Genomic DNA, 12659 nt, shown 5'->3' with positions numbered 1-12659 from the left:
ATCTGTTTAATAATTTAAACAGATGTTTTTTTATTTTTTTTAGTAATACTATGTACTAAATAATTTAGTTTTGTATAAAACAGTAAAGATTTTTCTTTTTTAAAAATTCAATCAGATCTTTAGGTCTGTCGGTCTGTATTATATTTACATAATGATCAGGATACCAATTATACATATTCGGATTTTCAAATATTTTATCATCATTATGACCTGCAGAAAGTTCGGGCCATAGAGAATTAACCCAAACTTTTACATGACTTTTTCTAATTTCTTTGAAGTCGATCAGATGGCTTTCGTCTGGTCCCAGAGTAAATTCAAAACCATATACCTTATAATTTTTTAAATAAGTATTGATTTTATCCCAGCCTTCTCCTGATGCCAATCTTATAATAGGCATATAATGAATTTCATTCTTTATTGTTCCATATTTTTGATCAAATTCATCATATTCTGCGGCACCTTTGAAAAGAACCTGATCAAACATTTTTCTTTTCTTTAAAAGAGGATAGACCTGATCAAAATAGTCGAATGCCTTATCAAGATTAATAAAAATTTTACCATCAGTGACCTCCAAAACCTCGGTGAGAGTAGGGACCTTCATTTGAGTGGGAACTCCTAAACCGTCTCTCAGATATAATTTTTTAATCTCTTCCAAAGTATAATCTGAAGGTTTTCCTTTTCCGGTAGTTGTTCTGTCAATTGTTTTATCATGCATTAAGATCAGAACATTATCTTTTGTTAGGGCTAGATCTATTTCTACCATATTTACCCCCTTTTCAATAGCTTTCTTTATAGCCATAATGGAGTTTTCTGGTGCTTCACGCCAGTCTGCCCGATGTGCTACAACCATAATCTTATCATCCGGAAATTTCCTTAACGATAGTTGGGAATGCACGGCAACGGAAACACATAGTAGCAATACACAAAAAAAGGATGTGTAATGATTTGAGTTTGTTTTTTTTATCATATTAATATCCAGGGTTTTGTTTAATAGCAGGGTCTGTATTAATCTGGTTTTGCGGAACAGGCATAATGAGATGATAAGGTTTTATTATTGCTGTACCATATCCAGGTGTATTTTGAAAATGAGCAGTCATTATCTGAGTCGCCTTTCCGGTTCTCACCAGATCAAACCATCGGTGACCTTCTCCTACCAGTTCTTTTCGTCTTTCCAAAGCAATTTCATCTAACAGCTGAACCTGATCGGAAATACTGACAGAAGGAAGTCCTGCTCTGTTTTTAATCTTATTCACATATACATTTGCATTGAGAAGATCGCTGGCATGGGCATAACATTCTGCTATAAGAAGATATACATCTGCTAAACGAAGGATTACAACATTACTTCCTCCATCTGCGGGAGCTGTAGAGGGTTTTGTTAGTTTTTTTGAATAAGGAACTCCATTATTGGTCAGGCCAATGTAAGCATCTCTTCTTTTATCACCTGTTGTAAAAATATTGTAGATCTCTTTTGTAGGAAGATTATGCCCTTTTGCTCCTGAAGAAAAGCCGGAAGGGCTGAACATCTGATGTGCCTGGCTTCCTTCCGAATTTCCGTTTAAGCCTGAAGCAAACTGCACATCAAAAATAATTTCAGTATTATTCTTATTGGTCACGTCAAATATTCTGCTCACATCTGTTAATAAGCTGTATCCTAAACCTTCCACTTGTTTCAGATAAGATAAGGCCTCACTATATTTATTCCTGGTTATTAAAACCCTTCCCAATAGTGCCAGACTGGCTCCTTTTGTTACTCTGCCTTTTTGTGCAGCAGTTTCCGGAAGCAGAGGAATTGTATCTTTGAGCTCTGATTCAATAAAATTATAAACCGTTTCTGCTGAAGTTCTTCCTTGTCCGAAATAGTCATTCACATTCACACTTTCTTTGGTTACCAAAGGAACATCACCAAAGATACGGACCATATTAAAATACATCAATGCTCTCAAAAACCTTACCTCACCTATGCGGATGTTTTTCTGTGCCTGACTCATAGAAATGTTTCCAATTCTGTTTAAAACGATATTGGCTTGCTGAATTCCTATATAGTTTTCTTTCCATGTACTTGCCAGTAGAGAATTATTGGGTTGAACTGTAAAAAAGTCAAGTTCTCCGTAAGTAAAATTATCATTGGCCGGAACTTCATCATAAGTGTTGTCAGAAGGGATTTCACCAATAGCCAGCATGGCCAGTTGATATTGCCCGACATATTGAAGAGAACCATATACTGCATTGACACCTTGCTCCAGTTGAGCTTCGTCTTTGTAAAAATTATCTGTTTGTTTAATGCTTTCAGGGCTTGTATTTAAAAGGTCTGACGAGCATGATTGCAGTAAAAGCAATGAAATTAAAGGAATATATAATTTTTTCATTTTTTATTATCATTAAATTAAAATTTCATATTCATCCCAAATGAATATACTTTTGCCACCGGGTAATATCCGTTGTCATAGCCTTGCGTTAAAATACTTTCAGAGGTTGCATCAAGATTCTGTCCTTTGTAAGAAGTTAAGGTAAGGAGATTGTTTCCCACAAAATACAGCTGAATTGATCTTACTTTTAAGGCGGAAACCAGATTTTGAGAAAGGTTATAGGCTAATCGTAAAGATCTTAATCTCACATAGTCACCATTTTTAAAGAAAATACTTGAAGTTCTGGCTTCTTTTCTGTTATTTGAAAAGTTCATATTAGGCATTGCATAGATGCCATTAGGATTGGTAACCGGATTATATCTGTTGTCAAAATAATTTTGTGTGGCTATTCCGAAACCTTCTCCTGATTCTGTAGAATTTACCTGATCACCATTGTAAATTTTTCGGCCAAGTTCGCTGTATAAAGTAAAGCTCAGATCAAAATTTTTATACCGGAAAGAATTGGTGAATCCCATTATATATTTAGGAGCTCCCGAACCAAAGCTTTTTTTGTCATTGGCATCAATTTTCCCATCCCCATTGAGATCTTCCATGATATAATCTCCCACCAGCGTTCCCGCAATATGCGGCGAATTATCAATTTGCTCTTGGTTTTTGTAAATTCCAAGAATATGATACCCGTACATTTCAGCAATGGATCCTCCAACTTTTGTCACAGCAAAATTATTCGCTCCAGCTACAATTTGTTCCTGTCCGTTGGCAAGTGCCAGTACTTTATTTTTATTGGTAGAAAAGCTAAAATTACCTGAATATTCAAAATGATTACCTATATGGAGTGGTTTTAAAGAAAGTTGAATTTCTAATCCACTGTTTCTGATTTTACCAATATTTTGGAGTAAAGTAGAGTAGCCGGATTGTTGTGGGACGGGAACATCCAGTAACAATCCGTTTCTGTTCAGGATATAATAATCTGCCGAGACACTTAAGTATTTATTAAACAAACTAAAATCAATTCCGAAATTTGCGGACTTCGATTTTTCCCATGAAAGGTTAAAGCTTGTTGCTGTAGATGATCTGTAACCGGGAACTAAAATTCCTCCAAAAACATAATTTTCCTTTTCCATCAGAGATAATGAACCAAAATTAGGAATTTGATTATTTCCGTTTGTTCCTAAGCTAAATCTTAACTTCAGAGGATCTATCCACTTGTTTTGAGGGAAAAAATGTTCTTTACTTACTGTCCATCCGAATGATAAAGCATAAAAATTTCCCCATTTGGAATTGGCTCCAAATCTTGAAGAGCCATCTCGTCTGTAAGATGCCATTAAACTGTATTTGCTGTTGTAGGTATAGTTGAATCGTGTAAAATAAGAGATCAATGTCCATTTATATTGATTCAAATCCACTTTAAATGATGTTCCTCCGGAAATATTTTCCAAACTGTTATCCGGAAAACCTGTTGCCAGTGTGGTAGTCTGAGTGGAAGTCTCTTCCTGATATGACTGTCCTAGAATAGCATTAAAAGAATGATTATCAATTCTTTTATCATAAGTCAGTAAATTTTCAATCAGGTAATTTTTAGTTATATATTCTGTTCTGCTTGCTATGGTCACATCCGGAGCGGGAGTACGATAGCTGCCAACAGTTGAAGGATCAAAGAAATTATATTCATAATTGGTGTAATCGCCACCAGCTGAAAGTTTGTATTTAAAACCTTTTAAAAAATTCCATTCTCCAAAAATATTTCCAAATGTTTTGAAGAGTGTATACTTTCTTTTAGTCATTTCGGCAATACCAACGGGGTTTTCCACCAAAGCACCATCAGTGGGGCCATTTATTTTTATTTGTTGTGAAATAATAAGGTTTCCATCCGAATCTCTCGGAGCAAAGAAAGGATACATTGTCGTTGCCATTTGGAGTAAATTATATGTTCTTCCTCCATTTACCATATCAAAAAGACTTCCTTTTGAAAAAGAAGGGGTTATGGAAACTCCAAATTTCAGTCGGTCTGTAATAGTACTGGCAAGATTGATATTACCTGAATATTTTTCATAATCAGTTCCTATTAAAATCCCTTTTTGATTCAAATAACTTCCTGTAAACGAATATTTCGTATGGTCGCTTCCTCCTAAGATATTGAGAGCTGTATTACTCATAGGAGCCGGTTTTAATACAGCTGAGTACCAGTTGGTATCAATCAGGCCAGGTTGTCTATTCAAATAAGGAATTAAATAATCAGGAACCAGTTCTCTCAGAGTGGCCCCTTTTGATATTCTTGTTGCTGTATCATCTGATGCATTTCTGTTGGCTCCTTTTGACAGGTAATTGTTATCCCTGGACTCTTTCATGAAAATTGCCATATCATAAGCATTGACAAATTTTTCATTATCACTTCTGGTCTGAATACCATAATATGAATCCAGAATTACTTCAAGCTTTCCTTTTTTTCCTTCTTTAGTCTGGATCAGGATAACTCCATTGGCTCCTCTGGAACCATAAATAGCAGTTGAAGCCGCATCTTTAAGAACATCTATAGAAGCAATGGAATTAGGATCTATGGAGTTTAAATTGGTTCCTTCTGTTAATGGGAAGCCATCAACGACAATTAAGGGATTCGCACCAGCAGTCAGTGTCCCGATTCCACGGATCCGTATATTAGGTGAAGATCCGGGACTTGCGTTGGCAGAAGTAGTCTGGATTCCTGTGACTTTTCCCGCAATCATTTCTCCAAAATTACCTGAAGCCACATTTTTCAGATCTTTTTCTCCCAGAGATGCAATAGAACCTGAAACGTCTTTTCTGTTTTGCTTTCCGTATCCCACCAATACAACAGCATCAATCTTTTTTTCTTTATCAGTAACGGTATCATTTTTAGCCGTGCTGTTTGTTCTACTACTGTTTTTCTGCTCCATTTTTCCGGATATTCTCCGGACAGATACGGTATTATTATGAATGGTAAATTCAATTGGGTAATTTTTCTCAAGATAAGCCAGAGCAGGACGTAATGATGTATAATCAATGTTTTTATCATCCACCAGAATACCCGCAAGGTCTGACACGGAATAAAAAAATTGGGTTTGGGTTGTTCTACTCAACTTTTCCAATACTCTTGTTAAAGGTGGAGCTGTTGTGTAAGCTGTATGAATAGGAGTATATATTTTCGCAGCAGATAAAGGCTGAGAAACATATAAACTCCCAAGCATAGCAATACTAATTGCTGTTTTTTTCATAAATTCGCAATATTAATTTTTAAACTTTCTATAGGTTTTTAAGTTGATTAAACTCGCATCGATAACCCCCATTATCGATGCTTTTTTATTTTAGTTGTATTTCTGTTGCATTATTTTTTTCTATTTTTAAATTAAACGGATAGCTGATTATGGTTATAATATCGTTAAGATTTCCTGTAAAAGAGCCACTTACGATACGGTTTCTGTACTGATCAGGGAAAGATATTCTGACATTGTATGTGTTTTCCAGCTGTTCAATTGCATCAGCATATTTTGAATGATCAAACGTGAAACTCTTCTGCTTTTCCCGGTGGTAATAATGATAATCGGAATAACCATTACCACTGATCCATATTTCCTCAGGCAAGAGATAAGTTACCTTTCCCAGATGTTCTACTTTCACTTTCCCTTCAAATAATTCTACCTTTTTTTCTATAGATTTCTGATCTAAAAAGAAATGAGTTCCCAAAACCTGTACATGAAAATCTTCAGCATGGATTCTGAATGGTTTTGTTCTGTCTTTAGCAATTTTAAAATTTCCTTGTCCTTTAAAACTTATTTCTCGATCTTTACTTCCAAAATTCTCACTCAAAATCAGCTTACTATAGGGCATCAACCGAATTATGCTCCCATCAGGCAGTATGATGTTTTTGGAAGACTTAAAACTTTCATAAACCAGATTTTTTTCTGGAATGCCGGTTCCCTTTTGGCTGTGATTATACAGTATTAAAAAAATAAAAAAAGGGATTATAGCGGCTGCAGTCCAATATAGATTTCTGATTCTTTTTTTCTTTCTGATCGTATAAGTGATCTTGGCCCAGATCTTTTTATCTGTGACGGGATCTATTGTATTTTGTTCTTCAGAAACCGTTTTCCAGTTTTTTTCAAATTCTTTTTCCAGGCTCATACAAAAGTAGATGATGGTCTTTTTTAATCGTTTTAAAGTAAATACGCAGGAAAACAAAATCGTTCACCTCAAAATCAAAGAGTTAACAATTTGTTCATATTGGAAAATAGCGAAAAGTTAATGCATATTACCCTTCAGAAAGGTTATTGCTTTGTGGATTTGTTTACTGATAGCCGATTTTGAAAGATTATTTTCTTTGGCTAATTGAGAATAGCTTATATTTTCAATCTTATGTTGAATAAACAATTCTCTGGTCTTTTGTGGTAATTTTTCCAAAAGATTTTCTACTTTGGAAATTCGTTCTTCTTGCACACCTTCATCGGAAATTTCTTCCTCGATCACGATATTTATTTCTTGTTCCGGAAGGGTAAATAATAATTTATTTTTCCGATAAAAATTAGAGACTTCCTGTTTACAGGTTTTAAAAATAATCGCTTGATGAGGAATTTGGGTCGTCTTATCCATATGTTTCCAAATATGTATGAAAATCTCCTGGACCACATCTTCTGCGTCCTCTTCCTTTTGAATGTATTTTCTGACAAAGAAGTAAACCCTATGTTTATATTCAGAATATATTTTCTCAAACGAATCCATCGGATAATAACAAATTACTGATACATTTATAAAGCCATTAAAGTATTTAAAAATTCTTTTAAACACTTTAAAGATATATTAATTTTAAAAACATGTGATAGAAAACAGATGATAGAGTGATGAATAAGAAAAACATAGTGAATTATTCCGAAATGATAGAATATTTTTAATTTATTTTGGATATTGGAACAGAAAATATTTGTAATAATTCCTATCTTTAGTACTGATACTCCGGATGTATATATTGGATATCCGGAAATCCCCGATATTATTTGTTATAAAGCAATCTGCAAAAACTTCGGAGGGACTATATAGCCCTTTATTATACTCATATAATGATCATGGAGCTCCCTCCTGTAGAAGAAACAATTTCAGTTTACGATGAGATTATCATAGCGGTAAAAGTACACGATAGCGCTGTCTCCAGTCTGTTTGAACTATTTGAAGCTCCTGAAAAGAATAATCTTCTCTGCTTCGCATAGTCTGGCTATGAGGAGATCAATAGAAATGAAAACTATTGCAGTTTACATTGTAATATATAAATCAAGCAGAAATTTTAAAGGTACTGTTTATGGAAAACTTTATTATTTAAAAATATTTTGAAACTTTATCCAGTTCGAGATCTTCATAATCCGAAATGACAGTATCTGCCAATGTATAATCCTGATTTTTTGAATGGGGGCTTCTGTAAGCTGCACAGAAGATCTTAGCTCTGTGGGCTGCCAGAATTCCATTGGTAGAGTCTTCAATTACCATACAGTTTTCTACCGATTCACCAGCCATCTCCGCAGCCAGTAAGAAAACTTCAGGATGAGGTTTGGATTCTTTTAAATCAGCACCACTGATCTTTCCGCTGAAATATTTCTCAAGCCCGAACTTTTCGAAAACCATATTGATGGTTGTCATCGTAGCAGAAGAAGCCAGTATCAGCTTGATACCATTTTCATGATAATGCTCAATCAGTTTTCTGACCCCCGGAATTAAATCAAATTCATCATCATTATAAAAGTATTCTTTGAAATGAGATCTTTTGATCTGTGCAATGGTTTCGTAAGTTTGATGTAAATTGAATTCATTAATCAAAGTTTCGGAGACTCTTTTGGTGGAAGCCCCGGTAAAAGAGGTGTACAACTCTTCGGAAACGGCAATTTCCAGTTCATCAAAAGTTTTGAAATAAGCTTTTCTATGCAATGGTTCTGTATCTACAATTACTCCATCCATATCGAAAAGAACAGCTTTTAAAGGCATATTATGAGTTTTGTACAAAAATAGCTATTTGAGTTGAAAGTGGAAAGGGAAGAGGTAATAGATGATGGGTAACAGGTAGTCAGGGGATAGTCTGTAACTCATAAACTCTCCAACACTCTTACTCTCCAACTCGTAAACTCTTCGTATCTTTGTGACCAATATTTCAATTTTAAAACATTAAAATTTTTAAATAAAGCATGAGAACATACGCAGGAATTCCCGAGGAAAACGCAACGTTAGAGAATTCGAAAGTAATGTTGGTAACTGTTCCTTATGATGGAACTTCAACATGGGGTAAAGGAGCTGATAAAGGTCCGGAATTATTTTTAAACGCTTCTGAAAACATGGAGCTTTATGACATTGAAACACAAACAGAACCTTACCTTCAGGGAGTTTATTTAGCAGGAGATGTTTCTGAAAACTCAACGCCGGAAGCGATGACAGAAGCTGTTTATCAAAAAACTAAAGAGCTCTTGAACAATGAAGGAAAAGTTTTCACATTATTCGGTGGTGAGCATTCTGTTTCCATCGGTTCTATCCGTGCAGTAGGGGAGAAATTTGAAAACCTTACCGTTCTTCAACTAGATGCTCACACAGACTTACGCCCTGATTTTCACGGATCTACTTCAAACCATGCTTGTGCTGTATTTGAAGCTAACCAGAAACATAACCTTGTACAGGTGGGAATTCGTTCTATGGATATTGAAGAAGCTCAGTATCTGCCGGAAGGAAGAGTATTCTTTGCTCATGAAATCGCGAACAACGAAAACTGGGTGAATGATGTATTGGAAAAAGTTTCAGGAAATGTATATATTACCATTGACCTTGATGCTTTCGACCCTTCTATCGCTCCTTCTACAGGAACTCCTGAACCGGGTGGATTACAATGGTATCCAACATTGGAATTATTAAGAAAAGTATTCGAAAAATGTAATGTAGTGGCATTTGATATTGTAGAATTGATGGATTCTCCAATGGCTAAGCCAACCGCTTTCCTTGCGGCTAAGTTATATTATAAAATGCTTGCTTATAACGATATTTATAACAACGATAACTAATATTCCGCAAGAATCGGATTTTTTCTGCCGTATATTCTTTGGAAATTTGTGAGGTAAAACAATACGAAATGTCCACACAAAGTCAAATAGATTACAACAGAATTGCTAAAGCGATAGAGTATATCCAGAGCAATTTCAGACTTCAGCCGAGTTTGGAGGAAGTGGCAGAGAATATTCACTTAAGTCCGGCCCATTTTCAGAAAATCTTCACTGATTGGGCAGGAACAAGTCCGAAAAAATTTTTACAGTTCATCAGTCTTGAACATGCTAAAAATTTATTGAAGGAAGAAAAGGCAAGTATTTTTGATACCGCTTATGAAACGGGACTTTCCAGTACAAGCAGATTGCATGATATGTTTGTAAAAATAGAAGGAATGTCTCCGGCAGAATATAAAAACGGGGGGAAAAGTCTTGCCATCAATTATAGTTTTTCAGAAAGTCCGTTTGGAAATATCCTGGTAGCTTCTACAGAAAAAGGAATTTGCCATATGGCTTTTGAAAACGATAAAGAAACAGCATTAGGGGAGCTGGAAAAGAAGTTCCCCAATGCTTCTTTTATTGAAAAACAAGATGCACTTCAAAAGAACGCATTGTCCATATTCGATAAAGACTGGACGAAACTCAACACAATAAAATTACACTTAAAAGGCACCGATTTTCAGCTTAAAGTCTGGGAAAGTCTGTTGACGATTCCCATGGGGAAACTGTCTACATATGGCAACCTGGCAGAAAAAATAGGAAATCCTAAAGCTTCAAGAGCAGTTGGAACAGCTATTGGAAGTAATCCTGTAGCATTTCTTATTCCATGTCATCGTGTAATACAGTCTACCGGACATCTCGGCGGGTATCGCTGGGGAATTGAAAGGAAACAGCTGATGATGGGTTGGGAAGGTTCGCATATGTACTCTGAAAATTCTATTTTACCATAATCTATTACTAAACAAGGAATTCATAAACTTAGGTTTTGGCTAAAACCCTTCTGGTGATGAATTTTTTAGTATCTATCTTTGAAAATTATTTGTTCGATTTATGTTTTGTATTACCTTTAGATTGTCAAAGTGTGTAATATTTCGAATTGACATTCATCACCATGAATTTTGAAATTAAAGAAGGGCCCAATTTACTTTCCATAAGTTATGAACCTAAATACTATAGTGAAAGTCTTACGATAGGAAACAGTCCGGTACTTTTTCTGTGGGATGACTGTGATGATCCTGGAGATGAAAACCTGGTATTGCTTCCTATAGATAAAGAAAGTAAACACTTAATTCATAATAAACTGCAGGATATTGATCTTGATGTAGATTATACAGACCGGAAAGAGGATTTGTTTGATATTTTGAAACCTTTACTGCTGGTATTAAAAAACGGGAAGTACCATCTTGATTTTACTGTACACAAAATACATAAGGATTCTGGTCGTATTGCTGCTTTTGCAGAAGAAAGGCTTGACAGGCAAGACGTAGAAAAAGAGATCAAAAAATATGACGACAAGTTAGAACAGAATATCATATACGATTATACTTTTCACGGAACTTACAATGGTACTCATCGTTTCAATGAATATGAACAGCCTTTTGTAGCCTGGAAATCCAAAGAAGAGATCAATATCAACCTTATAGAACATTATGAAAGCCTTATTTCATCTGGTGCGCGGCCGTTTGCCATTCTTTTTACTGGAAAATTTTTAGAAGATGATTATTCGCACGAATATATTCTGGATGGGCATCATAAGCTTTGTGCATACAGGAACCTTGGAATTGATCCGCCTTGTGCTGTTATCAAATTTGTACCGGAACACAAATCAGAATTTGAAATCGATCTGGAAGATATTTCAAGACTCATCTTTCCGTGGCAGTTTAATCATTTCTACGAAAACTGGCATGGAAAAAATAACTATTTTAAGAATAACCCTGAAAGTTCCCTTAAAAAATATTTCAAGAACGGGCTAGTTACATTTTTATATCCTGACGACAGAAAAAGAGCAGAGGGATTCTATATCAATGATCTTCCGGATGGCGATTTTAAGCATTGGTACGAAAACGGAAAAGTAAGTAATATCAAAAGCTTTTCTCTTGGAAAACCTACAGGAAAGTCAGTATATTATTATGATGACCAATCAGATTCCAGTGACATTGAAAATCCCTTGGATCACCGGAATATCGGTTATGAATTTATCTATAAAAATGGAGAACTCAGGTTGACAAAAAACTGGAATAGAGAAGGTAAAATAGAATCCATTGCCATTCATGATTTCAAAAGCATAAAACAGATTCCTTTAACGGAGGAGATTATTTGGGAGTATTCGATGGAAAGTTACAGGAATACAGTAAGGCAAAAGGAAGATGAAGAAAAAATAAAAGAACTTGAAAAAAAAGCCAGGGATATTCAAGGGACAAAAATAAAGAAGGATGAGATCTTATATGAACGGCTGAAGTTACTTCTGGTCGTTGTAGTTATTCTGGTCGTTATAATTTTCTGTATATAAAATTTTAAAATAATGATGAGTCTCTTCGAAGAAATATCCGACTATCCTCTCAGCATACTTCCGTATGACGGAACCGTTCATTATTATGGAAAGGTTTTCTCTAAAGAAAAATCTGACCATTTTTATAATTACCTGCTCAATCAGATTCCATGGGAAAATGATGAAGCATTAATCTTTGGAAAATTGATTTTAACCAAGAGAAAAGTTGCCTGGTTTGGAGATAAACCTTTTGAATATACCTATTCAAAAAGAACAAAATATGCCAAATTATGGACTCCGGAATTATTAGAATTGAAGAAGAAGTGTGAGGAAGTTTCCGGAGAAACCTATAATTCATGTCTGCTCAATTTATACCATGACGGAAGCGAAGGCATGGCGTATCACAGCGATGGTGAGACAGATTTAAAAAAGCATGGTGCAATTGCTTCTCTTACTTTTGGAGCGGAAAGAAAATTTTTATTCAAGCATAAAACGACCAAAGAAAAGGTAGAAATATTCCTGGAAAACGGAAGTTTATTAATTATGAAAGGAACCACTCAGGACAATTGGCTTCACAGGCTTCCACCCACTACAAAAGTGAAAACTCCCAGAGTAAATCTGACCTTCAGAACGATTGAAGATTAAGTGTATTGCTTCCGGATCAATAGGAGTGGGATTTAGCCCACTTGAACAAAAACAACAAATTCATTTGACTTTAGACAAAATCTAAAAATAAACTTCAAGTTCTCAAAAACAAAAAAAGCTGTTCAAACGAACAGCTTTTTC

General features: G+C 35.1%; 11 protein-coding genes. 5 read left to right on the top strand and 6 right to left on the bottom strand.

Features of this window, described 5'->3' with window-relative positions; genetic code table 11:
* Positions 1-64: 64 nt before the first annotated feature.
* From AC07UM_RS06490 to AC07UM_RS06470, 5 genes are all read right to left on the bottom strand, one after another.
* Positions 65-850 (bottom strand): glycerophosphodiester phosphodiesterase family protein, encoded by a 786-nt coding sequence (locus tag AC07UM_RS06490; RefSeq protein WP_494681745.1) that lies wholly within the window; start codon positions 848-850, stop codon positions 65-67.
* A 118-nt stretch (positions 851-968) separates the two neighbouring features.
* Entirely contained in the window at positions 969-2369 is a 1401-nt protein-coding gene (locus AC07UM_RS06485; protein WP_494681744.1) for a RagB/SusD family nutrient uptake outer membrane protein, read from the bottom strand.
* Between the two features lie 17 nt (positions 2370-2386).
* Positions 2387-5599 (bottom strand): SusC/RagA family TonB-linked outer membrane protein, encoded by a 3213-nt coding sequence (locus AC07UM_RS06480; RefSeq protein WP_494681743.1) that lies wholly within the window; start codon positions 5597-5599, stop codon positions 2387-2389.
* Between the two features lie 85 nt (positions 5600-5684).
* The gene (locus AC07UM_RS06475; protein WP_494681742.1) at positions 5685-6506 is read right to left on the bottom strand and encodes a FecR family protein; all 822 of its coding nucleotides are present in this window, start codon (positions 6504-6506) and stop codon (positions 5685-5687) included.
* A gap of 117 nt (positions 6507-6623) precedes the next feature.
* Complete coding sequence (locus AC07UM_RS06470) at positions 6624-7166, bottom strand: RNA polymerase sigma factor (RefSeq protein ID WP_494685228.1); 543 nt, start codon at positions 7164-7166, stop codon at positions 6624-6626.
* Positions 7167-7435: 269 nt separating this feature from the next.
* On the opposite strand from AC07UM_RS06470, the gene AC07UM_RS06465 reads away from it, so the two are divergent.
* Positions 7436-7582, top strand: a complete 147-nt coding sequence (locus AC07UM_RS06465; protein ID WP_494681740.1) for a hypothetical protein — start codon at positions 7436-7438, stop codon at positions 7580-7582.
* 106 nt (positions 7583-7688) lie between these two features.
* On the opposite strand, the gene AC07UM_RS06460 is transcribed toward AC07UM_RS06465, so the two are convergent.
* Positions 7689-8348: an HAD family hydrolase gene (locus tag AC07UM_RS06460; protein WP_494681739.1), complete on the bottom strand. Its 660-nt coding sequence runs from the start codon at positions 8346-8348 to the stop codon at positions 7689-7691.
* Positions 8349-8545: 197 nt separating this feature from the next.
* On the opposite strand from AC07UM_RS06460, the gene speB reads away from it, so the two are divergent.
* The 4 genes from speB (at position 8546) to AC07UM_RS06440 (ending at position 12518) form a co-directional block, all read left to right on the top strand.
* Positions 8546-9406, top strand: a complete 861-nt coding sequence (gene speB, locus AC07UM_RS06455; RefSeq protein ID WP_494681738.1) for an agmatinase — start codon at positions 8546-8548, stop codon at positions 9404-9406.
* Between the two features lie 68 nt (positions 9407-9474).
* Positions 9475-10335, top strand: a complete 861-nt coding sequence (locus AC07UM_RS06450) for a bifunctional helix-turn-helix domain-containing protein/methylated-DNA--[protein]-cysteine S-methyltransferase (protein ID WP_494681737.1) — start codon at positions 9475-9477, stop codon at positions 10333-10335.
* A 161-nt stretch (positions 10336-10496) separates the two neighbouring features.
* Positions 10497-11894: a toxin-antitoxin system YwqK family antitoxin gene (locus AC07UM_RS06445; protein WP_494681736.1), complete on the top strand. Its 1398-nt coding sequence runs from the start codon at positions 10497-10499 to the stop codon at positions 11892-11894.
* 15 nt (positions 11895-11909) lie between these two features.
* Positions 11910-12518, top strand: a complete 609-nt coding sequence (locus AC07UM_RS06440; RefSeq protein ID WP_300686998.1) for an alpha-ketoglutarate-dependent dioxygenase AlkB family protein — start codon at positions 11910-11912, stop codon at positions 12516-12518.
* Positions 12519-12659 lie beyond the last annotated feature (141 nt).

Source organism: Chryseobacterium sp. GW821-FHT04C04 (assembly GCF_059420365.1).
Note: the sequence above shows the minus strand (reverse complement) of the source record. Positions and strands in the feature narration are given on the sequence as shown.